The following is a 26,886-nucleotide window of genomic DNA, read 5'->3' on the forward strand; positions in this document are numbered from 1 at the left end:
GGAACTCGTTATCGCGATGCGCGCCCGGACGTTGACAGCGGTTGCGGCCCACAACCCTGAATCCGACTGATCATCGGCTTGTCAACGCCGAATTGAGTCGACTGCCCCGTTTCGACACGCCAGCCCGAATAAGCGATTTACGTGCCAATAGCCGCCCGTCCTTAATATATGAATCACATCCGATTTAGAGCCCCTGAATAACCGACCCCAAAACCGAAAAAACGTCTCATTTCCGGACACTCCCCCATACGACGGACACAGCACGCATTCGACTGATCAATTCCCGCGCGCCGGCTCGGGACGCCGGCGTTGCGGTCGCGATGCTTATCGTTCAAATACTTACAGCCGATTTTCAATTGTTTCCGTGATGTGCGGCGCAGCATTTCTCGGCGTCGCCGCACCGCACACGCTCGTTTCAAACTGTCTCAAATTTGAATCGGCACACTAATTCCCCACTCTGTCCACCACCGCACATATCGCCTGCAAGCCGTTGATATAAATACAAAATCTGGATGACCCCATTTATTTGTCAAATAATGTTCAATGTCTTCCCGCCACTTTCTCTGTACGATTCGTCACGTTGTCCGATTGATTCCGGTCGACATAGAATGACAAGCAGGTTCACGATTCCATTTCCGGATGATTAATTCCGGAGAAAGGAATTCTTAAATCGACATAACGTTTGCGTGCAGTCGAAATCGTCAAACTTTGTGAAATGGCAAAAAGTCGAATTGGCCGAATTCAATTGCGTGCTAGCCTTTTTCGCGAGTATCGTCATTCCGTTTTTTTGATCAACAAAGTCCGCACGATCGTGCGATTTCCATTCCGGGATTCGCCGCAACGACGCGCGACCGCCCACCTGCGAGGATGCGCCGTGACTCATCAGGCCACCGACGCCGTCGCTTATGCGAACGGCATGATCGAGCTTTCCCACAGCTTCGACGCCAACCGGTTTCTCGCGGCCATCGACCGCGACGAACTCGCCACGCTGACGCCCCACCTGCAACTCGTTCACCTGAAATCCGGGCAAGTGCTGTGCGAACCCGGCGAAATGCTCGCCGCCGTCTACCTGCCGGTCACGACCGCGATTTCGCTGCAGTACGTGTCGTCCGGCGGCATGACGCTGGAAGTCGCGGAGATCGGCAGCGAAAGCGTGGTCTGCGACGACGTGATCGGCGGCAGCGGCCGGATGCCCTGCCGCGCGGTCGCGTGCCGCGACGGCTTCGTCTACCGGCTCGACCGGCGCGTCTTCGCGACCGCGTTCGAGGCGTCGCCGGTGATCCGCCATCTCGTGTTCGTCTGCGTGCGGCTGCTGATGGCGCAGGTCGCGCAGATCACGTTCTGCAGCCGTCATCACGTGCTCAAACATCAGTTATGCAGATGGTTCCTGCTCGCGTTCGATCGCACGCGCAGCATCGAGATCCAGGTGACGCACAGCATGCTCGCGCAAATGCTCGGCGTACGACGCGAAACGGTCACGGACGCCGCCGGCGAAATCCAGAAGCTCGGCCTGATCCGGCAATACCGCAGCTCGATCGAGCTCGCGGACCTCGACGGCCTCGAAAAAATGTCGTGCGGCTGCCGCGCGATCGTGCGCGACGAGATGAAGCGCATCCTGTCGGCCGACTCCGGCGTGCCGGCCGCGTCGCGCGCGTGATCGGCGCGCCGGGTCGGGGCGGCGCTTCGGCGCCGCCCGCGTGCCGGGTCAGCCGTTTGTAGGGTGGCGAACAGAACGCCGGGGCTGCCGATGGTCTACTGATGCCGGACTGCCGGGGGGATGTCAGCGCTTATCGCGCGTCTGCCCGAGCGGACGACACCACGCACGCCGGAGCAGCACGTGAAAAACGAAATCAGAACCATCCTGAAGCACGTCGCCCACCTCGAAGCCGCGATCGACTCGATCCGCGACGGGGACGACCTCTACGAAGCGGGCCTCTCCTCGCTCGATACGATCCAGCTGATGCTCGCGATCGAAAAGCAGTTCAACATCGAGATTCCCGACGAGATGCTGAACCGCAACCTGTTCCGCAGCATCGACGCGCTCGCAGACACGATCGCCACGCTGCAACGCACCGAGCACTCCGCATGAGCGCGCTGCTTCCCGAACTCGCGTCCGACAGCGATTCGCATCGGCTCGACGAGGCCGCGCATGCCGTTGCGCAGATCGCCGCGCAGCATGCCGATGCGGTCGATCGCGACGCGCGCTGCCCCGTCGAGGCAATCGAGGCGATGCGCGCGCGCCGGCTGCTCGGCGCGATGGTGCCGGCCCATCTCGGCGGCGCTGGCGCGTCGCTGGAAGACGTCGCGTCGGCCTGCTCGATCCTCGGCCAGGCGTGCGCGTCGTCGGCGATGGTGTTCGCGATGCACCAGATCCAGGTGGCGTGCATCGTCGGCCATGCCGCCGACCAGGGCTGGCACAAGCTGTTCCTGCAGCAGCTCGTGCGTCACCAGTGGCTGCTCGCCTCGGCCACGTCGGAAGACGGCGTCGGCGGCAACCTGCGCGCGAGCCAGTGCGCGCTCGAGATCGACGGCGGCGGGTTCCGGCTGCACAAATCCGCGCCGACGATCTCGTACGGCGACTACGCGGACGGCATTCTCGCCACCGCGCGACGCGATGCGGATGCGCCGGCTTCCGAGCAGGTGCTCGTCACGCTGCTGCGCGACGGCTATACGCTCACGCGCCGCGGCGAATGGGACACGCTCGGCATGCGCGGCACGTGCAGCAACGGCTTCGTGCTCGACGCGCAGGGCGCCGCCGTGCAATGCCTGCCGGTGCCGTTCGCGAAGATCGCCGAGGAAACGATGGTGCCGGTCTCGCACATCCTGTGGGCCGCGGTGTGGATCGGCGTGGCCGGCGACGCGTTCCATCGCGCGCACCAGTTCTTCCGCGCGCAGGCGCGCCAGACCGATGGCGCGCCGTCGCCCGCCGCGCGGCGCATCGCCGAATCGCTCGCGCTGATGCAGGCGATGCAGGCGCGCGTCGACAACGTGCTGCGCCTCCACGCGAACGCGTCGGCCCGCTCGTGGTCGGCCGGCATGGCATGGGCCGCCGAGATCAATACGCTGAAGACCTACGTGTCGGCGACCGCGCTCGAGGTCGCGCACCAGGCGATGATGATCTGCGGGATGGCGGGCTACAAGCAAGGCACGCCGTTCAGCATCGGCCGCCACATTCGCGACCTGCACGCGGCGCCGCTGATGATCAGCAACGACCGCATTGCCGCCAACACTGCGAGCCTGTTGCTCGCGCTGCGTCCCGCGACGCTGGAGAAACATACGTGAACGATCGCCTCGCCGTGCCCACCGCCCCCTCCGTTCCCGCCAACGCACCGCTCGACCGCGCGGGCGTCAATCCGCTGCGCGACGCGCTGATCGATGCGGGCCTGCTGGTCTCGACCGGCATCCAGGGCCTGTTCGGCCGCAGCGAACGATTCGAGCGCGTGGTCGAAGCGCTCGACGCGTTCGTCACGCGCATCGGCGCCGACCAGCAGGCCGAAGTGCTGCGCTTCCCGCCGGCGATGAGCCGCACCGAGTTCGAGCGCAGCGAATACATGAAGAGCTTTCCGCAACTGGCGGGCAGCGTGCATGCGTTCTGCGGCGACGAACGCCAGCATCAGCGCGTGCTGCAATGCCTCGATCGCGGCGACGACTGGACCGAAAACCAGAAGCCGACCTACGTCGTGATGACGCCGGCCGCGTGCTACCCCGTGTATCCCGTCGTCGCGCGCGCGGGCGCGCTGCCCGCCGACGGCCGGATCGTCGACGTGTTCTCGTACTGCTTCCGTCACGAACCGTCGCTCGACCCGACCCGCATGCAGTTGTTCCGGATGCGCGAGTACGTGCGGATCGGCACGCCCGAGCAGATCGTCTCGTTCCGCGAGACATGGATCGAACGCGGCACGCGGATGATCGACGCGCTGCGCCTGCCGAATGCGATCGATCTCGCGAACGACCCGTTCTTCGGGCGCGGCGGCAAGATCGTCGCGGACAGCCAGCGCGAGCAGAACCTGAAGTTCGAGCTGCTGATTCCGATCGAGCACGACGACCGGCAGACCGCGTGCCTGAGCTTCAACTACCACATGGACCACTTCGGACTGCTGTGGGACATCCGCACCGCGACCGGCGATGTCGCGCACACGGGCTGCGTCGGCTTCGGCCTCGAGCGGCTCACGCTCGCGCTGTTCCGCCACCACGGCTTCGACATCGACGCATGGCCGAGCGACGTGCGCGACGTGCTGTGGGGCGCGCGATGAGGTTCGTTTCCCGCGACGGCGAAGACGCGTCGTTCGAGGGCGTGCGCCACCGCGCGCGCCACTACCGGCCGCACCCGCTGCACAGTCAGGAGATGGTCTGGAAGCAGACCAACTGCTACGTCGACATGTGGCTCGAGGTGCTCCGCTGGTGGGGCCTCAATCCGTATGCAGCGCTGCCGTTTACGATCGCGCTCGATTTCGAGGGCGACCAGTTCACGTTCTTCAAGTTTCCGCACGACGAACTGGAGCGGCTCTACGGGATCGTCGTGCAGGAGCATTCGATCTACGAGCCGCTCGACCAGCACATCGAGACGCAGGTCGCGCGTGGCCACCTGATGATCGTCGAGGTCGACGCGTGGTTCCTGCCCGATACGCGCGGCACCAGCTACCGCACGCAGCATACGAAGACGACGATCGGCATCGACGCGATCGACCGCGAGAAGCACCAGATCGGCTACTTCCACAACAGCGGCTATTACGTTGCCGAGGATTTCGACTACAACGGGCTCATCGGCGCGAGTTCGCCGATGACGCTGCCGCCGTATGTCGAATGCGCGAAGCGACGCTTTGCGCCGCTCGACGAGCGCGCGCTGTGCGAAGCCTCGCTCGCCGCGTTGCAGCGCCACCTGCGGCGCCTGCCGGTCGTCGATCCGATCGCGGCGTTCCGCCGGCAGTTGCAGACCGATGCGCAGATCCTCGCGGAAGCGCCGCTCGAACGCTTTCATGCGTACTCGTTCAATTCGGTGCGGCAGCTCGGCGCGAATTTCGAACTGTTCGGCCACTATGCGCGCTGGCTGCACGCCAGCGGCTGCACCGGGCCGTTCGCCGAGATCCGCGCCGCGTGCGATCGCATCGCGTCCGAAGCGATGGTGCTCGAATTTCGGCTCGCGCGCGCGTGCGCACGCGGCAAGGAAGAACGCGGCGATGCGACGCTCGAAGCGATCGAGGCTGCGTACGCCGACCTCGTCGCGTGCGCGCGGCAGATCGGCGCGCCGCTGCGGCACGTGACGCCCGTGCGCGCCGACGCAGCGCCCGTGCCGGCCATGCGGTGACGCGCGCGCGCACGCTGCCCGCATGGTCGATGCGGGCGACGGCCGCGGGCGCCGTGCGCGAGCCGCGCGACCTCCCGGCCGACCACGACGGCTGGATCGCGGCGCCGGTGCCCGGCACGGTCGCGCAGGCGCTCGCGCTGTCCGGCCGGCTCGACGAAGCCGCGTCGCTCGACGAGCGCGACCACTGGTATCGGCTCGAACTGCGCGGGCGCGGGCTGCGCATCCTGCGCTTTCACGGCCTCGCGACGCTCGCGCAGGCCTGGCTCGACGACACGCCGATCCACTGCTCGGACAGCATGTTCGTCGCGCACGACGTGCCCGTGTCGCTCGACGGCACGCACCGGCTGACTGTCTGTTTCCGCGCGCTCGCGCCGCACCTGCGCGACGCGCGCGCGACGCGCCGTGCACGCTGGCGCACGCGGCTGGCCGAACCGGCCACGCTGCGCACGATCCGCACGTCGCTGTTCGGCCATATGCCGGGCTGGTTCCCGCCGTATGTGCCCACCGGCCCATGGCGGCCCATCGACGTGCTCGATCCGTCCGACGGGCCCATTCTTACCGATTGCAAACTGCATGCACGCGTCGAAGGCGACACGGGCTGGCTCGATGCGGAACTGACGTTCGCCGCGCCGCTGCCCGACATGTTCGCGGCGCGGCTGTCATGCGGCGAACATCACGCGACGCTCGAACGCGCCGGCGCCGACCGGCTGCGCACGAGCGTCGCGATACCGAACGTGCGCCGCTGGTGGCCGCATACGCACGGTGAACCGGCGCTCTACGAGATCGCCCTGCATATCGGCGATGCGCGCCGGTCGCTGGGCTCGACGGGTTTTCGCACGATCGACGTCGACGCCGGCGCCGACGGCAAGGGTTTCGGACTGCGCATCAACGGCGTGCCCGTATTCTCGCGCGGCGCATGCTGGAGCAGCGCCGCGCCGCTCGCGCTGCACGCGGACGACGCGACCTACGGCCGCCTGCTGGGGCTCGCGTGCGACGCCGGCTTCAACATGATTCGCGTCGGCGGCACGATGACCTACGAGGCCGACGCGTTCCACGCATGGTGCGACCGGCTCGGGCTGCTGGTCTGGCAGGACTTCGGTTTCGCGAACTTCGATTACGCGCTCGACGATCCCGCGTTCGCGGCCAACGTCGATCGCGAGGCGAGCCAGTTCCTGTCGCGTCACGGCCCTTCGCCGTCGCTTGCGGTGCTGTGCGGCGGCAGCGAGATCGCGCAGCAGGCCGCGATGTCGGGGCTCGGGCCGAAGCAGCGCTTCGTCGAGCTGACCGCCGACCGGCTGGCCGGCCACGCGGCCGCACACCGCCCCGACGTCCCGTACGTGCCCGATTCGCCCGACGGCGGCGTGCTGCCGTTCATGCCGCGCGAACGCGTGTCGCACTACTACGGCGTCGGCGCGTATCTGCGCCCGCTCGACGACGCGCGCCGCGCGGACGTGCGCTTTGCGAGCGAATGCCTCGCGTTCGCGAACGTGCCGGGCGATGCGACGCTCGCGGAACTCGGCTGGCCGGGCGTGCACGAACCGCGCTGGAAGGCGGCCGTGCCCCGCGACCCCGGCACGTCGTGGGATTTCGACGATATCCGCGACCATTATCTGCAGACGCTGTACGACGTCGTGCCCGACCGGCTGCGGCGCGAGGACCCGGCGCGCTACCTCGAGCTGTCGCGTGCGGTGATCGCGGACGTGATGCGCGAGACGTTTTCCGAATGGCGGCGCACCGGTTCGCGTTGCGCGGGCGCGCTCGTGTGGCAGTTCCAGGACGTGATGCCGGGCGCCGGATGGGGCGTGATCGACGCCGCGCACCGGCCGAAATCGGCTTGGTATGCGCTGCGTCAGGTGCTGCAGCCGATCCAGGTGCTGCTCGTCGACGAAGGCCTGAACGGGCTCGACGTGCATGTGGTCAACGAACGCCCGGCGCCGCTGTCGGCCGCGATCGAGCTGGTCGCGCTGCGCGACGGCCGCACGCCGGTCGCGCGGGCCAGCTCCCCGGTGCGGATCGCCGCGCACGACACGGTACGGCTCGGCTCGGCCGAGCTGCTCGGCCGCTTCTTCGACTGGACCTACGCGTACCGCTTCGGCCCCTGCGAACACGATACGGTCGTAGCGACCTTACGCGCCGACGACGGCACGCTGCTGTCGCAGGCGTTCCATTTTCCGTCCCGCACGCATCCGGCCGTGCTGGCGCGTCGCGAACCGGGGATCGAGGCATGCGTGTCGCGCACCGGCGCGACCTGGCACGTCGACATCGACACGCGACACGTCGCCCGCCACGTGCAGATCGACGCGCCGGGCTTCATGCCGAGCGACGACTGGTTCCATCTCGCGCCCGGCACGCCTGCGCGCATCGCGCTCATTCCATTGCGAACCGACGGGAAGCCCGCGGCGGCCGACGACTACGTCGCGCCCACGGTGGAAATCCGGGCCGTCAACGCCGCGCGCGCGGTGCGCGCCACGCAGGCCGGCTGACACGACGCTCGCGTCCGGCGCGAGCGTGATGCTGGCGCATATCAGTCGGACGAGCCCGTCCCGCGCGGTCGCTCGATGCCGTACGCCTCCATCCAGCGATACAGCGTCGCGCGCGACACGCCGAGCTCGCGCGCCGAAGCGGCGACGCGTCCGCGCGTCCGCAATAACGCGGTTTCAATCGCCTCGCGCTCGATCGACTTGCGGATGTCGGCGACCGACGGCGACGCCGCATCGAGACAGTATTCGAGCTCTAGATCCTGCGCGGTGATCAGGCGCCCCTCCGTCATTACGACCGCACGGCGCACGCGGTTGATCAGTTCGCGGACATTGCCCGGCCAGTCGTGCTTGTAGAGCGCCGTGATCGCATCCGTCGAAAAGCCGCGCACGCGATGGCGCGCATCGCCGCGGAAGCGTTCGAGCATGTGGTGCGCGAGCAGTTCGATGTCCTTGCCGCGCGCGCGCAGCGGCGGTTGGTCGATGCGCATCACGCACAGCCGGTGGAACAGGTCGGCGCGGAATCGCCCTTCCTCCATCGCGTCGCGCAGGTCGACGTGCGTCGCCGACACGATCCGGACATCGACCGGCACCGGATCGCTGCCGCCAAGACGATGAATCGAACGTTCCTGCAAGAACCGCAGCAGGCTCGCCTGGCTTTCATGCGGCAGGTCGCCGATTTCGTCGAGCAGCAGCGTGCCGCCGTTCGCGGCCTCGACGTAGCCGATCTTGCGCGCGTTCGCGCCGGTAAACGCGCCGCGCTCATAGCCGAACAGCTCGGACTGCAGCAGATGCGGCGGAATCGCGCCGCAGTTGACTGCGACGAACGGGCCGTTGCGTCGCTCCGAATGACGGTGGATCGCGACGGCCGTGAGCTCCTTGCCGGTTCCCGTTTCGCCGAACACGAACACCGGTGCGTCGGTGCGCGCGAAACGCCGCACCGTATCGAACAGCCGCAACATCGCGCTGCAGGTGCCGACGATGCCCTTTTCCTCCGATTCGAGCTGTTCGCGATCGCGCGCGAACAGGCACTCCATGCCATAGGCATGGCCGACCGTATCGGCGATCCGCTGGTGCGACGCCGGCAGCGTCACGTAGTCGAAGCAGTAGTCGCGCAACAGCGCGCGCACGTTCGGCGACGCCGTCTGGCCGACGTCCACGAGCGCCACCCAGACGACGTCGCGCATCGACGCGCAAGTCGACGCGATGCTGCCGATTGCATCGGCATGGCCGCCGCTCAGATCGAGAATGCCGCAGGTAATTTCGCCGGACGTGTCGCGCAGGTCGTTCGCATGCGCGACGACCGTCACTTTCCAGTCGCGGCGCGACAATTCCTTTCGCAGCATCACGGACGGCGACTGCGTCCAGTAAATCAGCGGACGCTGCCCGTTACCGCTCCCCGCGCCGGCGCTCTTATCGCGCGTTATTGGCATATTCATAACGAACCGTCACTCTCTGCACTCCGCGAACCGTCCGCGTGCGCTGCGGCCGGCGGCGCATGGCCGCCCTTCCGCGCTGCGTTTCCGCAGCCTTGGCGAAGATCGAAACTGCACACGGCGAAAACCCCCGGAGGTCGAGCCGGATGTCATCCGGCCTCGTTGTCATCGAACTCGAACGGAATGCGCGGCTGCGGGAGCCATGACATTCCGGCTTTGAAGCGACCCGCCGTCAGGCGGGGCACGCCGGCAAACGGACATTCCGTCCGCATGTGCGTCGCGTCGTACACGACAGTCGCGCCCGATGCTGAACCGGAGGGCTGCCAAACCGCGCCCGGATTGACCGCCCCATTTCATCCGCACCTGAATCTACACCCCGTTTCGAGATGACCTTGTTACCAAAAGATAATCCTGAATCAGTCGGTTACGCTGCCCGTGGCCCCGCGCTGCGCGCTTTTGACCACTGAGATTTGATTATCTCCGACCATTCCCGTCAATCAGTGGCAAATACTACTTTTCCGCAAGATTGATACGATCGATTACCTGCGATTTTCACCGAAATCTCCCAAAAGTGCGTGGGACCGCGCGTCCGGACCGCATAATCGCGCGCGCCGGCGGGTCGCCGCATCGCCTTGCGCCGGCGCGCGGGCCGCCCGGCCGTTACACGTCGTAATCACCGGCCTCGCGCCGCGCAGCCTCTTTTCGGCGAATTCCCCGCCGACAGGCTCGGGTGCCGGGCGCCGGGCATCGGACGCACGCCCGCGCGCCGTGCGGTGCAGCATGACGGCCCTCCCGGCGCGATCGGCCACCGCGCACGTCACGACCCGAAGCAAACGCACCAGCCGATCACCACGACGGTGCAAGCGCGCGACCGGCCGGTCGCGAACCACCGCAATCCTCGGTCCCGCGTCCCGGTGACCCGTTTTGCGCGCGATGTCGGTCGCGCCTCATTGCAGGCCGCCACGATGAAGCAATTATGAAAAGGCACCGGCCCCGACGGTGTGTGCTATCGCACATTGCGACGCTCCCGTGACGCGCACGTCGCGTCGTATCCCGCGCCGTGCATGCGAATCCGGAGCGTGAGTACGCTTTCGAACAGACCGCCGCACCCCGCATCCGGATGATGAAGATCGCCGCGCCGCACGGAACGACCGCGTCCGTGCGGCGCGGCGTGCCGAAGGCATCACGCGAGGACCGCATCATGGAATGGCATTGTTGTGAATTCGAACACCTGAGCGCCGTCGATCTCTACGCAATCCTGCGCGCGCGCAACGCCGTGCTGGTGGTCGAGGATGCGCACACGCATCTCGACATCGACGGCAAGGACGCGGGCGCGCTGCACGTCTATGCGAGCGTGCGCAACGGCGACACGACGGAAGTCGCCGCGTACGCGCGCATCCTGCCCGGCGACGACATCGATCCGGACGTCGTGATCGACAAGGTGCTGACGAGCGAAAGCTGCCGCGACGACGACACGCTCGAACGCCTGATCGGGCGCGCGCTCACCGCCGCGCAGGCCGCATGGCCGGACACCGCGGTGCGCACGCACGTCCCCGCGCCGCGTCAGGCATTCTACAAACAGTTCGGATTCCGCAAGGCCTACGGCCCGTATCTCGAACAGGGTGCGCCGTTCGTCGGCCTGGTACGGTCGGCCGACCGTGCAGCCGGCGCGCTGCGTCACCTGCTGTCGCGGGCCGTTTCCGTCTCCCGCAACGACGACACGCGCGCGGACGGCCGCGCGCGCACCCGGCTACCCGCCGATACCGGAGCGAACCGATGACCCCTACCCTTCGCCCGGTTCCCGAACCCGATCTGCCGAGCATCCTGCCGGTGATTCTCGCCGGCGGCTCCGGCACGCGGCTGTGGCCGCTGTCGCGCGAGCAGTATCCGAAGCAACTGATCGAGCTGGTCTCGAACGAGTCGCCGCTGTCGGCGACGGCGCGCCGCCTGAACGGCATCGCGAACGCGTCGCTCGGCGATACGCTGCTGCTCGTCTGCGGCGAACAGCATCGCTTCATGAGCGCCGAGCAGGTGCACGGCCGCTCGGCGCCCGCCCGCATCCTGCTGGAGCCGGCCGCGCGCAACACCGCGCCCGCGCTGACGCTGGCCGCGCTCGACGCGAGCGCGCTCGCGGACGACCCCGTGCTCGCCGTGATGCCGGCCGATCACGTGATCGTCGACGTCGGCGCGTTCCAGGACGCGATCGCACGCGCGGCGCGCTATGCGCAGGAAGGCGCGATCGTCACGCTCGGCGTGCTGCCGCGCCGCGCGGAAACGGGCTACGGCTACATCCAGGTCGGCGAACCGCGCTCGGGCCGCCACGGCAGCCAGGGCGGCTACGCGATCGGGCGTTTCGTCGAAAAACCCGATGCGGCGCTCGCCGAACGCTATCTGCAATCGGGCGATTACTGGTGGAGCAGCGGGATCTTCGTCACGCGCGCATCGGTCTGGCTGAAGGCAATCGGCGCGCTCGCGCCGGACATCCACGCCGCCTGCGAGAACGCATGGCGCGCGGGCGTCGCCGACGATCCGTTCTTCCGGATCGATGCGGCGGCCTTCGACGCGTGCCCGTCTGATTCGATCGACTATGCGGTGATGGAGCGCCTCGCGCAACACGGCGAGCTCGGCATCGAAGGCATCGTGGTGCCGCTCGCGGCCGGCTGGTCGGACGTCGGCACGTGGGACGCGATCTGGGAAATCATGCCGAAGGACGATCAGGGCAACGTCGCGCGCGGGCCGATCGTGTTCGAGGATACGCAGGACAGCCTCGTGCGCTCCGAAGGCCGCCTCATCGCGTGCGTCGGGATGAAGGACGTCGTCGTGATCGAGACGGCCGATGCGGTGCTGGTCGCGAACAAGCACGACGTGCAGCGCGTGAAGAACATCGTCGCGCGCCTGAAGACCGACCAGCGCCCGCAGGCGAGCGAGCACCGCAAGGTGCAGCGGCCGTGGGGCCATTACGATTCGATCGATTTCGGCGAGCGCTTCCAGGTGAAGCGGATCGTCGTCGAACCCGGCAGGCAGTTGTCGCTGCAGATGCATTATCACCGTGCCGAGCACTGGATCGTGGTGCGCGGCACCGCGAAGGTCACGCGCGGCGCCGAGACGTTCCTGCTGTGCGAGAACGAATCGACGTATATCGCCGTCGGCGAAGTGCATCGACTCGAGAATCCCGGCCGGATTCCGCTCGAAATCATCGAGGTGCAATCGGGCAACTATCTCGGCGAGGACGATATCGTGCGGTTCGACGATCAGTATGGGCGGGCGGTCGTCGGGACGGTTCAGCCATCGTCAAGGACGACTTCCGCGCAACCCACGCCGGTCGTATCGCTCTCGGCCGGAGAACCCGGTTAGCCGGACGAGCGTGGGACAGGTGCATGCGAATCGCGCCGGCGCGTTGGCCGCGCCCCGCACGATCAATCGACGCCGCGTTGGGACCAGCGCGCCCGTCTGACGGATTCGCGCACGCGTGGCAGCAGTGACGTATCGGCGCCGACGGCGTCGGGCGCGCCCGGCCGATACAGGCGCGTGCTCGTGCACGGCGCGCCCCTTGCCCGATGGTTCGCGGACGAACCCGCGGACGCGCCGGCGGCGCAATCCGGTTCAGGTCCGGCCCGCACCGGCATGCCGCCGATCCCCGACAGCTGATTGTCCGCCAGCCGTACGTCCGACACGTTGCCCCACAACCGAATGCCATCGAATCGCGCATTCGAAACGCGATTGCCGATCACGGTCACGCGCGACACCGAACCGGACCACGTGCTGACCTCGATCGCTGCTTGCTGCGTGAGCGGACGCGAATCGGTCCGACCTGTCGCCGTCTGAATATCGGCAATCACGTTGCGCTCGATCCGGACGTCAGACGAGCCGACCGTGCGGTTGCTGTCTTCCTGAGCGACGAGAATCCCGGCGCTGACCTGCACGTTGCGCACGATGTTGTTTGAAATCGTCACGTTCGCGCCGCCGACGACGGTGATGCCACGGCCCCACGGGTTGCCTTCCAGCGAGTTGCCGGTAATCATCACGTTGCGGGTCAGCACGCCTTCCGCCTGGTAGCTCACGACGGCGATCATGTCGTCGCCGGTTCCACGCACGACGTTGCCCTGCACCAGCACGTTGCGCGAGCCGTGCGTCATGTGAATGCCGTCCGCCAGCGTCGACAGCACCTCGTTGCCGACGATCGCGACATCCGCACCGCCGAACACGAAAATGCCCGCGCCTGCGCCACCGTCGACGATGTTGTCGAGCACCTGCACGTCGCGCCCCGTTACCTCGATCTTCGTCGACTCCGGCGTCGTGAGACGCGTGGTGCCGGTTCCCGTGAGCCGGAACCCGACGAGCGTCGTACCGTCGCCGTGCAACTCGATCGTCTGATCGTTCGGCGCTGTCGCGATCAGCGTCGCGCCGAAGCCCGACAGCACCACACGCGCCTGCCGCACGACGAGGGACCGGCCGACGACATACCGCCCCGGTGCGAATACAAGCCGCTGCCCCGGCCGCAGCGCGTCGAGCGCGCGTTGCAGCGCGTCGCCCTGATCGGCCGCGGCGGGGTCCGGACGCACGTACGCGTCCGGTACCGCCGCATCAAGCGCGGCCGGTTGGGTCGCGGAGGTGGCGGGCGCGGCGAGCGCCGGCCACGATAGCGCGCCCGCCATGCACATGCCGGCGACCACAAAGCGCGACAGGCGTTGCAATTCATGCATATCGTATCGTTCCCTGACAAGTCTCCGTGCACGTCGAACCGCACGTATTGACGGCCGGCTGCGTGGCCTGTCCGCTAAGCCGACGAAAGCGGCGATGCTCCAACGTCGATTAGATCAGGGGCTCCGAACGGCTTCGGTGCGTCATCAGACCAAGCGCTCCAGTACCGCATCGACGACGCGATATGCCATGCGCGCGCGCACTCCCGAACGGTAGGCTCGCGAACTGTGCGCAGCCGCGCGATCCGTATCATGACCCCGATCGTCCGCGCGCCCGTCCGACTTCCGCACATGACCGACCTGACCATCGCAATCTGCAACTACAACCACGGCAAGTACCTGCGCGACGCGATCGACTCGGCGCTCGCACAGACCGCGCACGGCGTCCGCGTTCTGATCGTCGATGACGGGTCGACCGACGATTCGCGCGACATCATTCGCTCGTATGGCGAGCGCATTGCCGCGGTGTTCCAGGAGAATCGCGGTCAGGTTGCCGCGTACAACCGCGCGCTGGAGCACGTCACGTCGCGCTACGTCATCCTGCTCGACGCGGACGACCTGCTCTATGCCGACGCCGCGGCACGCGTGCTCGCCGCGTTCGCATCCGGCGATTTCGTGAAGGTCCATTTCCGGCTCGACGTGATCGCGCACGATGGCGCGCGAACCGGCGCGAGCGTGCCGCAGTCGGTGATCGATACGGATTGCGGCCGCCTGTTGCGCGCGGGCTGGCTGTACCCGTCGCCGCCTGCATCGGGCAATGCGTACCAGGTCGCTGCGCTGAAACGCATTTTTCCGGTGCCCGTCACTGCCGACAATCTCCATGGCGCCGATTTCTACGCGATCTACGGCATCGCGCTGCTCGGTGCCGTCCACATGATCGATGCGACGCTCGGCGGCTATCGCATGCACCAGCAGTCGAACACAAGCGCGGCCGACGGCCCGGCCCTCGCGCTCGCCAACTCGGAAGACGCGGCAACCGGTGCATTGAAGGCCGAACGCCGCTGGTCGATCCTGCGCACGCTTGCCGGCACGCGGTTGCGGGAAGCGCTACCGATGGCCCCGCTCGACTTCGCCATCGAGAAGGCGCGCTTCGCGAGCACGCTGTATCGCGCGCCGCTCGCGCGGCGCTGGCGCTGGTTCCTATGCGAATCGGGACGCTACTGGCACACCGTGCTGCGCAACCCGTTCTGGCGCCCGGCCAAGAAAGTGGCGGTTACCGTGTTGTCGCTCGCGTGCTTGCTGCCATCGTCAACGCTGAGCAATCGCGCGATCCGCTATCTGTCCAATCCGCTCGCTCGCGTACGCAAGTCGCCCGACCAACGCACCGGCGCGCGATGAATCCCATCCGGACGCGACTGCGGCTGCCGATTCGCTTGTTCGGTTAGCCATCGCACCGAGTGCGTGCGGCGTGCGCTTCACAATGGTCCGGACCAATTGATGCATGCGTGGCGCGTAGATGTTCGCCGCCACGTGGCGTGTTCGCGCGATCAAGTCCGACAGACCGGAAGCAATGGCGGCGGCGATCGCGCATCAATCAATCAGGAATGCGTAATGGATAGGACGTACGGCATGCGTGGTCCGCTGACGACTTGACGATACGCCGCCTCCATCGTCGCACTGGGTAACGAACAGCGCGACCGAATCGACAGACCGAGAGATGACCCAGGAAAAGATCGTTCATATTGCCGAAGCATTCGGCGGCGGCGTGCTGTCGATGCTCACCTATCTCGCCAACCATGCCGCCGCGGCCGGCGTGGACGTGACGGTCCTGCACGCGATCCGGCCGGAAACGCCGGCCGATTTCTCGACGCTGTTCCGGCCCGACGTGAAGCTGGTCTATATCGACATGGTGCGCGAGGTCAACGTCCGGCAGGATCTGCGGAGTGTGCACGCGCTCGTCCGTACCCTGCGCGACTGCAAGCCGACCGCGATTCATCTGCACTCGTCGAAGGCCGGCGTGCTGGGACGTATCGCTGCCCGGATCGCCGCCCCGAATGCAACGGTTCTCTACTCGCCACACGGCCTGTCATTCCTGCGCTGCGACGTGTCGCCCATCAAGCAGTTCGCTTATCTGAGCTTCGAGCGCATCGCGGCGCGCATCGGCGGCACCATTGTCGCGTGCTCGGGCAGCGAGCTCGGCGAGATCAACGGAAAAGTCAGGCCAAGATCGGCGGTCCTGGTGGAAAACGGCGTGAACGTCGCGGAGATTCCGGCCCGCCGTACGCGCGACGACCACAAGGTCGTGATCGGGATGAGCGGCCGCGCGTCGTTCCAGAAGAACCATGAAGCATTCGTGCGACTCGCCGACATGTTGCACGGCGCCAGCGTCGAGTTTCTGTGGATCGGCGGCAACGCGGCCGAGATCCCGGATTCCGCCGCGCGCGAGGCCGTCGCATGCAGTGGCTGGGTAACCCGCGAACGCGCGCTGGCGCTGACGTCGGAACTCGACATCTATGTCCAGACCTCGCGCTGGGAAGGCATGCCGGTCGCGCTGATCGAAGCGCAGGTTGCCGGAATTCCGGCCGTCGTGACGAACGTTGTCGGCAATCGCGACGTGGTGATTCATGGTGTGACGGGCTATGTCGCGTCAACCGCCGACGAGATGGTCGAGTACGTGACCGCCCTTCGCGACGATCGGCAGCTTCGCGAGCGGATGGGTGATGCCGCGCGAAAGCGGGCCATTCAGCGGTTTTCGATGAGCGCGATCTTCCGGCAATGGCATGCGCTTTACGGACTCGGCACCGACGAGCCGCGCGTCGACACGCGCGAGTTCAAGCCGGTTGCAGCGGATCACGTCAAAGCCTGATTTCGATATCCCCTTATGGACATGATCTCGTTCAAGAAACCGAAGCCACTCGTATACAACGGCCGATTCACCACGCAGAAGACAACCGGGGTGCAACGCGTCGCACGCGAGCTGATCGCCGCATTGATCAAGTTTCAGCCGCAGGATCCGGTAACCGTGCTGGTGCCTCCGCAGCCGGGCATCGAGGTAAGCGGAGCGAAGATGGTCAAAGTCGGCTTTTACAAGGGCGTGGTGTGGGAACAGCTGGTGCTCCCGTTGTTCGCACGCCGCGGCCGCATCGTCAATCTCAGCAATTCGGCATCCATTTTCATCGGCAACCAGATCATCTACATGCACGACGCGGCCGTGTTCGACACCCCCGCGCATTTCTCCCGCCCGTTTCGCATGTGGTACCGGGTCATGTTCTGGATCCTGGCGCGAACCTCCGTCTGCGTGCTGACCAACTCCTATTTCTCGCGGGATCGCCTCGCGCATCACTGCGGGGTTGCCGCGGAGAAGATCAGCGTCGTGCCGCTCGGCGCGGATCATCTCGACACCCTGGAACCGGACACCAGCGTGCTCGATAAGCATGCGCTGACACCGAACCGGTTCGTGCTCGCGGTCAGCAGCATGAATCCCACCAAGAACTTCGGCCGGCTGATCGCGGCGTTCAGGCAGATCGACGATCCGTCGGTCGATCTCGTCATCGTCGGGATGCAGAACACCACCGTGTTCGGCAAGCAGGACCTCATGGCGGCGGCGGAACCGAACGTCAAGTACGTCGGCTATATCAGCGACGAACAATTGAAGGCGCTGTATCAGCACGCCGCGTGCTTCCTGTATCCGTCGATCTACGAAGGCTTCGGCATACCGCCTCTCGAGGCGATGCGCTACGGCTGCCCGGTCGTAGTCGGCAAATCTGCGGCCCTGCCGGAAGTCTGTGCCGATGCGGCGCTGTACTGCGATCCGTATTCGCAGGACGACATCGCGCGGAAATTGCGGAGCCTGCTCGATTCCGACGCACTCAGGGCCGAGCTCAAACGCAAGGGAAGCCTGCACGCGGAGAAGTATCGCTGGAGCCGAAGCGCCGAGATGATGAAGGCGATATTCGAGGGGCTGTAGGACATCCGTCGGGCTGCACGACGACCCACTGTCGCCCACCGCACTGTCCTGCGCATCGGTCCGCCATACAGTGAACGACTGTCCGATATCCCGGCGGTGCGGAACCTGACGGGCCGACCGCCCCTTCATCATGACTGCTCGCGAAACCAGCCTCGATGTCGCCCGCGGCGCGGGAATCATTCTTGTCGTATACGGCCACGTGCTGCGCGGTGCCGTTTCCGCCGACCTTGTGCCGACAGGCGCGGCCGACACGGCATTCGCGTGGAACGACTACGTGATCTACACGTTCCACATGCCGTTGTTCTTCTTCCTGTCCGGCCTGCACGTCTGCAGCTCGCTGCGCCGCGCGCCGGACGGTTTCTTGTGGTCGAAGATCAGGACGATCGTGTATCCGTACCTGCTGTGGTCGATCGCGCAGGGCGCCGTGCAGATTGCAATGGCGTCGCACGGCACCAATCATCCGTTCACGCTGGACGACCTGCTGGCGATCGGCTGGCGACCGTTCGCACAGTTCTGGTTCCTGTACGCGCTGATGCTCTGCATGCTCGGCATCCGGGCTTTCGCGGCGGCCGTGCCGAATACGACGCGTTCACCCATGCCATCGCGGGCGCGCGGCTGGCTCGCCGGATGCGCGGTGCTCGGGCTGGTACTCGGCGCGGCGACGCAGTGGGGCATCCTGTCGATCACGCTGATGAACGCACCGTTCTTCGTGACGGGCGTCATTGCGTCGCAGGCGTTGCCCGGCTGGCTCGCGCGCAACAGCGGGCCAACCGCATGCGCCGCCACGGCAACGGCATTCGTCGCCGCAATTGTATTCGCTCACGGCTTCGGTGGCGCGACGAGCATCTGGGCGCTTCCCGCCGCGTTCTCGGGCATCGCGCTGACGCTGCAACTCGCGCATCGGTATGCGTCGCAGCCGGCACGCGCGGCATGGCTGGCGGCAATCGGTTGCGCATCGATGCCGATCTACCTGACCCACATCTTCGCGATGGCGGCCGTACGGATCGTGCTGATGCGCGCCGGCATCACCGATCTCGCCTTACACCTCGTACTCGGCACGCTGGCCGGTGTCGCGATCCCGATCGTCGTCTATCTGGTCGCATTGCGGACAGGCTTCGCGCACATTGCCGGCTTCCCCGCGTGGCCAGGACGCGACACGGCGGTACGAACGCGTACCGCTTGAGCTTCGCGCGATCATCCCGAGGTCCGGGCGCCCTGCGAGCTGCTATGCCGTTGCACTGCCGCCCCGCTCGTTCGTTTCCGCGGCGCGCGTCCCGCGTCCGGATCCCGTATGCCCGGAAGGCCCAACGCCCGCCGGGCGCTTCCCGAACCAATGGAACACGATGATCGGCAACACGATCGGCAGGAAATTGCGTCCGCTGAACAGATTTGGCGTACGCATGATTTCCATCAGTGACACGTAGAGCACCGCGTGCGCGCAGCACCAGAATCCGTTGCCGCTGCGCCAGCCCGCATAGCTGCGGCCAACCATCCAGCCGAGCACGGTTGCGTCGAGCAGCCCGAACCAGCCCCATTCATAGAAGTGGACGAAGATCCCGGACGGATTGTTGAATTCCGGGTCCGCGTAGCTGTTCAGAAACAGGTTGAAGCTGTCGCTCGAATCGAACCACGGCTGGAACGTCGCGCCGATCACCGGAAAGCGCATCAGCCAATCGAACGTGAACATCGGATGGCCCTGCCCCCAACCGAGCACGGCGAGCATCCCCGCACCGTTGTTCAGCGACGTCGAATAGTACAGGCCGAGCCGTTCGAGCGCGAAGTCGAAGATGTTGTCGTAGATGTTGACGTAATAGGCTTCCCATGAACGGTTGTACTCGTTCGCGATAAACAGCGCGAACAACAGCGGGATCGCCGCGTACGGCCCGAGCGTCAGCAGCCGCGCATACCGGCCGTGCAGCCGGAACCGCACGACCATCAACGCGAGCGGCATCACCATCTCGATCAACGCGAGGCGCTCCGCGAACAGGAAGCTGCGCAGCAGCGTCAGCACCGCGAGCACGGCCATGTAGATCTTGTAGCGGTTCAGGCCCTTCGCCGGCGTTCGGAACACGTAGAAATAGAGCGCGACGAACGGCGCCGTCGCCTGCGTGAACGAACTCAACCCGGTGATCCGACCGATCTGCTGGAGCATGTCGTACGCGGTAGCCTGCCCGTGCAGGAACTCGAGCAGCAGCGCCGGACGCGCGATGACTCCGCTCATCATCACGAGATTGCCGAACAGCGCGAGTGCAAACAGGCAATCGAGCACGCGCGGCGGCACCTCGACGGGCGTTTCCGGCGGCCCGCGCCGCGTCCGCGCTTCGGTCGTCGCGAGCCACGCCGTGGCCGCCACCACCATCAGGAACAGCGCGCCGACGAACGCGTAGTAGCCGTCGAAATAGATTCTCGCGATCGACTTCTGGTCGCCCAGCAGGCTGAGCGACAGCAATCCGTACAACGGCAGGATGAACATCAGCACGAGCCGGGCCGGATCTTCCCACCAGTAGCCCGTGTAACCGCCCGCCGCACCGCGCACGCGCGCCATCCCGCGCAACGTCGCCGGGCCTGGTCGCGGCCCGCCTCCAGCCCTGCCCGCTCGCCGGTTCATGACGGGCGTTCCGCCCGTTGCCGCGACGCCATCATCCCCGTCAACCCGGACGTGGTCTGATGCGTGTTCGCATCGTTGTAGCCGTAGTCGTACCGTCCCGGCGCGCCCTTGTAGTCGTTCAGGATCACGCCCCGTACGCCGATATGCGCGTGCTCGAGCCGCCGCGCGCTTTCATCGAGTTCCGTCAACGTCGTCACGCCGCTCCGCGCGACGAGGAACACGGCGCCCGCCAGGCGCCCCAGCACCAGCGCATCGGCGACCGGGAGCAACGGCGGGCCGTCGAGCACGACCATGTCGTAGCGAGATGCGACCCGCTCGATCAGTTCGGCGAGCGCGGGCTGCAGCAGCAGTTCGCCCGGATCGGGAACGACGTTGCCCATCGCGATGAAATCCAGGCCCGGTGCGACGCCGCGCTTGATTGCGTCGTCGAGCGTGTGGGTGCCCGCCACCACGTCGGACAGCCCTGGCGCGCGGCTATAGCGGAACCGGTCGTGCAGCGAGCCCTTGCGCAAGTCGGCATCGATCAGCAGGACGCGCCGCTTCGCGGCGCCCACGAGCGACGCGATGTTGGCCGCGACGAACGACTTGCCGACGCCCGTCGTCGGGCCGGAAATCAGCACGACGGGATTCGATGCGGCCGGCATCGACAGTTGCAGCGCCGCCCGGAAATTGCGCAGGCTTTCGAGCGCCGCATCCTGTCCGTCGGCCTGGGCCTGCGTCGCCAGCATGCGCTGGCCGCGCCGGCGCACCTTTGACCGCAGCTCCGCTTGTGCCGCGACGGCGCTGTGCGGGACCGTCGCGAACACCGGCAAACCCGTCGCCCACTCGATTTCCTCCGCGTCGCCGATCGTGCCAACGACACGCTGCCGGGCGACCACGATCGCCGCGCCCGCCATCAGGCCGACCATCAGCAAGCCGACCACCGCGACCCCGCGATGCGGACCGATCGGTTGCTCGGCGACCTTCGCCGTATCGACGATCCGCACGGTGCCCGTCTTGCTGGCACGCGCGAGGACCATCTGCTGGCGCGTATTGAGCAGGTTCGTGTACAGCGCGGTGTCGACGGCCACGTCGCGCTGCAGTTGCAGCACGCCCTGCTCGACGGTCGGCAGTTGCTGGATCTGCTTGCGGGCCGTGTCGAGCGCGCGCTGCGCATCGGCGAGCTGCGCATCGACGGCCACGATGGCCGGATGCTTCGGCATGAAGCGCGTCAGCAGTTCCTCGCGCCGCTGCTGCAGCGTCTGCACGCGTGTCTCGATGTCGACCGACTGTTGACGCAATGCCAGTGCCTCATCGCTCGTATTGACCGTCCCGTGCGATGCACGGAATGCGTTGAAGCGGCTCTCCGCCGCTTCCAGCTGCGCCTTCAATTGCGGCAACTGGCCGTCCATGTATCGGATCAGCTTGTCGGCCGCCTCGGACTTGCGCTGCGTGTTCTGCGCCAGATACGCATCTCCGATCGCGTTCAGCACACGGCTGTCGTGCACGGGATCGATGCCGTCGAGCGTCACGCCGATCATGTTCGACTGCTTGCCGCGCTCCGAGATCAGCGCGTTCTTCTGCAGCCACGTCGTCGCCTCCTCGTCGCTGTAGCGCGTCAGGTCGAAGCGTGCGCCGGGCTGGCCGGCCACGTCGCGCACGAACACGTCGATCGGCCCCTGCGGCGTCTCGACGTGCAGCGGCTGGCCGATGCGGCCCTGCCATGCCGGTCCTTTCCGGCCGAAAAAGCCCGTGCGCTGCAGCGTGTAGGCGCCGTCGTCGCCGACGGTCAGCGCGAAACGCTTGCCGAGCAGGCGCTTGGGCACGTCGAAGGTCGGCACGTCGATGCGCTCGGTGCCATACACGTATCCGCCCGGCAACGGCGACGACAGCCCGTCGGCCGCGTTCACGAAGCGCCAGCCGATCAGCGGCAGGTAATGCGGCCGTGCGTCGAGGGCGAGGTTCGTGCTCTGGATCGCGCGGTCGAGCACCGCACGGGATTTGAGCACCTCGATCTCGGTCGATGCATCGGTCTTCAGATCGAACACCGATGACGGATCGCCGGGCGGCGACGTCTGCTTCGAATCGGTCTGGCTTTGCTCGACCTGAAACAGGATGTCGGAGCGGTAAACGGGAGCCGCGAACAGCGCATACAGGCCGCCCGCGAGCGCGCCCGCGAGCGCCGTGCAGACGATCAGTCGCCGGCCGCCATACAGCATGCTCCAGTAGCGGCGCACCGGATAGGACGGCCGCAGAATGCGCCCGCTGTGCGGGTCAGGCAGGGTCGAAGTGTTCATACAGCATCAGTCCCGTATGGCGCGACGCACGGTCGCGGTCACGAAATCCGCCTCGGGCATCACGGCGAAATGGCTTTCGCCGTCAGCGCACCTTGCGCGGACGACGGAATCAGCAGGTTCACGACGCGGCTCCAGCGCACCAGCGATGACGCATCGACGAACACGACGTCGCGCCGCTCGAGCGGAAACTGGTCGGCGAGCGCGAACGACGCGGGCGAGCTGCCGTCGAGGTGGTACACCCGCGGGCGATTGTCGGGGCCGCGGCGCACGACGAACACCTGGCGCGCATCCGACGTGTACTGACTCACGCCGCCCGTGTCGCCGAGCGCTTCGCCGAGGCTCATCCGGCCGTCGGTCAACGTCAGCGTCGCGGGCCGCGATACCTCGCCGAGCACGAATACCTTCGCGTCGCTCGCCGCACGCACGCGCACGAGATCGCCGTCGCGCAACAGGATGTTCGACGGATTCACGCCCGCCGCGATCAGGGCAGGCAGGCTCACGTTCACGGTCGTGTCGCCGCGCGTCACCGAAACCTGCGAGCGATCGGCCGTCGGCGTGAAACCGCCCGCGCGGTCGATCGCCTCGGGCAGCGTCATCGGCATGTCGTTGACGATCTGCAGGCCCGGCGTGCGCACCTCGCCGTCGAGATAGACCCGCTTGCTGCGGTAGCTCTGCACGCGCAGTGCGAGCTGCGGCTTGCGCACGTATTCGCCGAGCCGCTTCGTCAGCAGCGCGCGCGCCTGTGCCTCGGTCAATCCCGCCACGTGCACGAGGCCCGCGTACGCGAACTGGACGTTGCCGGTCGCGTCGACCGTATAGCCCGTCGCGACCGAGCTGGCGCCGACGCCGTCACCGCCGCCGAGCGTCTGTGTCGTCGGCAGGTTCAATTCGGGGTGGTCCCATACGACGATGCCCAGCACGTCGCCGGGGCCGATCGTATACGGCGTCGGCTTGCCGAACAGCCGGCGGATCTCCGCGTCGACATTGGCCGACCGCCCCGCCTGATGCTGGGCGACGAATGCCGGCGTGATCTCGATCAGATCCTCGCTCGACACGTTCTGCACGCCGTCGAGGCCGCCCGACCCCGATGCGTCGGCGCTCACGCGCGCATTCGCGTCGCGCTCCGCCGGCGCGCGGTAAGTCATGCCCGGCGACAGCGCACATGCGCTCAGCGCGCACGCGGCCGCCACGATCGCCATGCGCGACAGCCACGGTGCGCGACGGGCGCCGGGCCGCGGCGTGCCGCGCGTCGATTCCGGTTGCGTGGTGATTGACATGGTGTCCTTCCAAAACTGTGCGGTAACCCGCCGAACGCGGCGAATTCCGGCATTACGCTTGCCCAGCGCGGCTTGCATTGCAGCTTGCATGCCGCACCACCCTCTTCACCGCACGTCATTCCGTACGATCCGTCATGAACTTCTCTTCGTCGCTTGCGCCGTTCGTCTGCATCGTGTCGACCGGCTTCCTCTGTACCGCCGGTGCGCAAACGCTGTCCGGCACGCCTGCCGATACATCGCCCTTCGCGTCGTCGACGCTCGTTGCGCCGGTGCCGCCACAACGCTCGGCGCAAGCTGCCGGCGCAAGTGCGGCCGCCGAACCCGCCGCGACTGCGTCCGTGGCTGCATCTGCGGCGACAGCACCCGCGATCGCTCGTTCAGCCGCGAGCGCCGCCGTCCAGCCCGACACGCGGGCCCGCATCGCGTTGCGCCGGCCGCTCGTGCCGACGCGGCCACATCGCGCGCAGGTCGCCCATGCGCCCGCCGACGACGTATGGCGCAGCGACACGTTGTACGCATCGCCCTACGCGAAATCACCCTATGCGGAGCCGGGCGATCGCGACTGACCCGTCCCGGCCGGTCATGCCGCGGCACGACCGTGCATGCATCGATAAGGGATTGGACACCACGGCGAACGGCGCGTCTGTGAGCGACCCCACCGAACGTCGATCTTCATACGAAGCGGGGATCGCGCCCCAAAGCGCCGACGCATGCGGCACCGCCCGCATCACGGACTGCCGACCGACACGTTTGCGTACGATCCCGCAGCCGCTTCACGCGCGACGGGATCGGCAACGTGCACGGCCGGCCTCGTCAAGTCGCGACCGAGCGCCTGCAAGCACCGCTCGATCACGATGTCCGTGCCGACCGCGCCGTACACCGCGTGATCGACCTGCGGCTCGAGGTGCAGCCGCACGTGACGCGAGCATCTGAATGCGTGCTCGATCGCGCCGAAGTGGCGCCGGACATCGTCGATGCCGGGATCGAGCGCGCCATATACCAGGGTCGTGCGGACATTGCGTTGCGCAAGCACGTGCATCACGCCGCGTGGGGTGCCGGCGCGCGGCTTCCAGCCGACGCGCGCGGCCGCCTCCTTCACCGGCACGCTGACTCGCGCGATCGCATTGGCGGCGACGGCGCGCGCGATCGGCCGCAAATCGCGCCGTTCGCGCACGAGGCGTTTCCACTTCTGCCAGTCGCGCACCGACAGCCAGTAACCGCGCACCGAGTTGTTCCGCTGCTTCTGCACCGCGTCGAGCGAGAGCCCGGCCGGCCACACGAAGCGCGCCAGGTTTATCGCGATCACGCCGCCGAGCGACGGCGTCTTCACGGCCGCATGCAATGCCGCATAGGCGCCGGAACAGATGCCGGCCGCGACCACGTCAGGATGGCCGAGCGCACGCAGCCAGTCGGCGGCGGCCGCCACGTCGTCGCTCGACTGCGCCGAATACACGACGCGCGACTGGTCGTCGAGCGCAGCCGCGCCGCTGTCGCCGACGCCGTTCACGTCGATCCGCAGCGTCGTGACGCCGGCGCGTGCAAGCGTCCGCGCGAGGCGCACGCTGAAGCGGCCTTCGCCGCTTCGCGGATTCGTCGACGTGTTCGCGATCACGAGCGCCGGAGCGGCGGGATTCGCCGGCCCCGTATCGGCGGGACGGCACAGTACGCCGACCAATCGGTCCGGCCCGACCGCGACGACCTGCTCGGTCATGTCGGTCATGTCAAGCGCGGCGGCCGATTCGCCGTTCCACGGTGGATCATGCCGCCACATCGGGTCGATGCCGGCGGCCGTGCGCGGCACGCGTTCGCCGATCCAGCGCGCGAGCGTGTCGATGGCCGCGAGCGGCAGGCGCGAGCGCGTCCCGTCCAGCATCGTCGTCGGCCATTCGCGAAACGGATCGGCCGCCACGTTCACGCCCCGCGCGAGCAGCGCATCGCGCAACGCAGGTCCGTCCTGATCGGGCTGAATCAGCAGCATCGCATCAGGCAGCCTCGGGGCAGCGCGCACGACGTCGCACAGATCGACCGCCTTCAACGCGGCGACGAAATCGTCCGGAAAGCGGTGCCCGAGCACGTTCATGCAGGGCTCGTCACGATGGGCGGTGCGAATCGCAGGCGACGTGACGTCGAGCCACTGGCGATGCACGAACGACAGCTCGCGAAGATAAGCGCGTCCGCGCACGGCCGGCGCGAGCGCCACCAATGCGTCGACGCGCGGCGACGGGTGCTGCCCGTCGCCCGCGGCGGCCAGCATCGCGAACAGCGCGCCCGCGCGGATTCCGACGAGCGTCAGCGACGCGACACCGACCTGGTCGCGCAGCAGATCGATCGCATCGTGAATGCTGCCGACGGTCGCGGCGTACCGATCGGCGTCACGGTCGTCGCCCGCGGAATCGCCAGTGCACGGATAGTTGAATCGCAACACCGTGACGCCGTCGCGGGCAAGGCGCTCGGCGATCGCCCGCATGAGCTTGTGCGTCCACGATGCCTCGTGTCCCAGCGATTCGCACAGGATCACACCTTGTGTCGTCTGTCCTTCGTGCAGCCACCCCACGCAGCTGCCGAACGTAATCGGCTTCAATCGGTACTCCTCGGATCGGTATTTTTATCGGACGCGGACACGCGTTCGGGCCGCTCCACCGGAATGAGCGATCCACGATCGTGCGACTCGTCGATGAACGCGCGGCAGCGGCCCCCGCCGCGCCCCTGCGCGGCCCGCCCGGTTCCATGCGTTGCCCTGCTCCCCATGCCCGCGGGAGGTGATGTTGCGTGCCCGAGGCATCGTCGGGCGGTTTGCACCGTGAACCAAAACAGTGCGATCGATTAAAGCACTCGGTTCGAACGTCCTTCGGTGCGGCAGCTTACAAATAGATTCATCGCTGTCGCGAGACGACAACGCA

The 26,886-nt window shown here is 67.0% G+C and carries 19 protein-coding genes; 13 read left to right on the forward strand and 6 right to left on the reverse strand.

Features of this window, described 5'->3' with window-relative positions; translation table 11 throughout:
* Positions 1–874 precede the first annotated feature (874 nt).
* The 6 genes from KR541_RS27855 (at position 875) to KR541_RS27880 (ending at position 7,788) form a co-directional block, all read left to right on the forward strand.
* Positions 875–1,657 carry a Crp/Fnr family transcriptional regulator gene (locus KR541_RS27855; RefSeq protein WP_175976075.1) on the forward strand — a complete coding sequence of 261 codons (783 nt, stop codon included), beginning with the start codon at positions 875–877 and terminating at the stop codon, positions 1,655–1,657.
* A gap of 180 nt (positions 1,658–1,837) precedes the next feature.
* Positions 1,838–2,089, forward strand: a complete 252-nt coding sequence (locus tag KR541_RS27860; RefSeq protein ID WP_050010872.1) for an acyl carrier protein — start codon at positions 1,838–1,840, stop codon at positions 2,087–2,089.
* On the forward strand, positions 2,086–3,282 hold the full coding sequence (locus KR541_RS27865; RefSeq protein ID WP_050010870.1) for an acyl-CoA dehydrogenase family protein: 1,197 nt from the start codon (positions 2,086–2,088) through the stop codon (positions 3,280–3,282). Before KR541_RS27860 ends, KR541_RS27865 begins: the two co-directional genes overlap by 4 nt.
* Complete coding sequence (locus KR541_RS27870; protein ID WP_050010868.1) at positions 3,279–4,253, forward strand: amino acid--[acyl-carrier-protein] ligase; 975 nt, start codon at positions 3,279–3,281, stop codon at positions 4,251–4,253. Before KR541_RS27865 ends, KR541_RS27870 begins: the two co-directional genes overlap by 4 nt.
* Positions 4,250–5,305, forward strand: coding sequence for a DUF1839 family protein (locus KR541_RS27875; protein ID WP_124554165.1), 1,056 nt, complete (start codon positions 4,250–4,252; stop codon positions 5,303–5,305). Before KR541_RS27870 ends, KR541_RS27875 begins: the two co-directional genes overlap by 4 nt.
* Positions 5,306–5,334: 29 nt before the next feature.
* Positions 5,335–7,788 carry a glycosyl hydrolase 2 galactose-binding domain-containing protein gene (locus KR541_RS27880; RefSeq protein ID WP_425542638.1) on the forward strand — a complete coding sequence of 818 codons (2,454 nt, stop codon included), beginning with the start codon at positions 5,335–5,337 and terminating at the stop codon, positions 7,786–7,788.
* A 41-nt stretch (positions 7,789–7,829) separates the two neighbouring features.
* On the opposite strand, the gene KR541_RS27885 is transcribed toward KR541_RS27880, so the two are convergent.
* A complete protein-coding gene (locus tag KR541_RS27885) occupies positions 7,830–9,221 on the reverse strand; it encodes a sigma-54 dependent transcriptional regulator (RefSeq protein WP_175976070.1) in 1,392 nt (463 codons plus the stop codon).
* A 1,198-nt stretch (positions 9,222–10,419) separates the two neighbouring features.
* On the opposite strand from KR541_RS27885, the gene KR541_RS27890 reads away from it, so the two are divergent.
* Positions 10,420–10,998, forward strand: coding sequence for a GNAT family protein (locus KR541_RS27890; protein ID WP_050011082.1), 579 nt, complete (start codon positions 10,420–10,422; stop codon positions 10,996–10,998).
* Complete coding sequence (locus KR541_RS27895; RefSeq protein WP_216089928.1) at positions 10,995–12,572, forward strand: mannose-1-phosphate guanylyltransferase/mannose-6-phosphate isomerase; 1,578 nt, start codon at positions 10,995–10,997, stop codon at positions 12,570–12,572. The genes KR541_RS27890 and KR541_RS27895 overlap by 4 nt, the downstream gene beginning before the upstream one ends.
* Before the next feature lie 62 nt (positions 12,573–12,634).
* Here the strand turns inward: KR541_RS27895 and KR541_RS27900 are convergent, their stop codons facing one another.
* The gene (locus tag KR541_RS27900) at positions 12,635–13,921 is read right to left on the reverse strand and encodes a right-handed parallel beta-helix repeat-containing protein (RefSeq protein WP_216089929.1); all 1,287 of its coding nucleotides are present in this window, start codon (positions 13,919–13,921) and stop codon (positions 12,635–12,637) included.
* Positions 13,922–14,209: 288 nt separating this feature from the next.
* Between KR541_RS27900 and KR541_RS27905 the strand changes: the two genes are divergently transcribed.
* The 4 genes from KR541_RS27905 to KR541_RS27920 all read left to right on the forward strand — a co-directional run bounded on the left by KR541_RS27905 (position 14,210) and on the right by KR541_RS27920 (position 19,008).
* On the forward strand, positions 14,210–15,256 hold the full coding sequence (locus tag KR541_RS27905; protein ID WP_050011081.1) for a glycosyltransferase family 2 protein: 1,047 nt from the start codon (positions 14,210–14,212) through the stop codon (positions 15,254–15,256).
* A 319-nt stretch (positions 15,257–15,575) separates the two neighbouring features.
* Positions 15,576–16,724 (forward strand): glycosyltransferase, encoded by a 1,149-nt coding sequence (locus KR541_RS27910; protein ID WP_216089930.1) that lies wholly within the window; start codon positions 15,576–15,578, stop codon positions 16,722–16,724.
* Positions 16,725–16,745: 21 nt separating this feature from the next.
* The gene (locus KR541_RS27915; protein ID WP_050011080.1) at positions 16,746–17,825 is read left to right on the forward strand and encodes a glycosyltransferase family 4 protein; all 1,080 of its coding nucleotides are present in this window, start codon (positions 16,746–16,748) and stop codon (positions 17,823–17,825) included.
* Positions 17,826–17,955: 130 nt separating this feature from the next.
* Positions 17,956–19,008, forward strand: a complete 1,053-nt coding sequence (locus KR541_RS27920; protein ID WP_050010862.1) for an acyltransferase family protein — start codon at positions 17,956–17,958, stop codon at positions 19,006–19,008.
* A gap of 42 nt (positions 19,009–19,050) precedes the next feature.
* Here KR541_RS27920 and KR541_RS27925 read toward each other — a convergent pair whose 3' ends face one another.
* The 3 genes from KR541_RS27925 to KR541_RS27935 are packed head-to-tail and all read right to left on the reverse strand — an operon-like array spanning position 19,051 to position 23,986.
* On the reverse strand, positions 19,051–20,433 hold the full coding sequence (locus KR541_RS27925) for an oligosaccharide repeat unit polymerase (protein WP_050010861.1): 1,383 nt from the start codon (positions 20,431–20,433) through the stop codon (positions 19,051–19,053).
* The gene (locus tag KR541_RS27930) at positions 20,430–22,709 is read right to left on the reverse strand and encodes a polysaccharide biosynthesis tyrosine autokinase (RefSeq protein ID WP_050010860.1); all 2,280 of its coding nucleotides are present in this window, start codon (positions 22,707–22,709) and stop codon (positions 20,430–20,432) included. The genes KR541_RS27925 and KR541_RS27930 overlap by 4 nt, the downstream gene beginning before the upstream one ends.
* A 59-nt stretch (positions 22,710–22,768) precedes the next feature.
* On the reverse strand, positions 22,769–23,986 hold the full coding sequence (locus tag KR541_RS27935) for a polysaccharide biosynthesis/export family protein (RefSeq protein ID WP_050010859.1): 1,218 nt from the start codon (positions 23,984–23,986) through the stop codon (positions 22,769–22,771).
* A gap of 134 nt (positions 23,987–24,120) precedes the next feature.
* Here KR541_RS27935 and KR541_RS27940 point away from each other — a divergent pair, with 134 nt between their 5' ends.
* Positions 24,121–24,552 (forward strand): hypothetical protein, encoded by a 432-nt coding sequence (locus KR541_RS27940; RefSeq protein ID WP_050010858.1) that lies wholly within the window; start codon positions 24,121–24,123, stop codon positions 24,550–24,552.
* A 161-nt stretch (positions 24,553–24,713) separates the two neighbouring features.
* Here KR541_RS27940 and KR541_RS27945 read toward each other — a convergent pair whose 3' ends face one another.
* Positions 24,714–26,567, reverse strand: coding sequence for a serine aminopeptidase domain-containing protein (locus KR541_RS27945; RefSeq protein ID WP_050010856.1), 1,854 nt, complete (start codon positions 26,565–26,567; stop codon positions 24,714–24,716).
* Positions 26,568–26,886: the final 319 nt, after the last annotated feature.

It is taken from the genome of Burkholderia sola, assembly GCF_905400185.1.
GTDB classification, from domain to species: Bacteria; Pseudomonadota; Gammaproteobacteria; order Burkholderiales; family Burkholderiaceae; genus Burkholderia; species Burkholderia sola.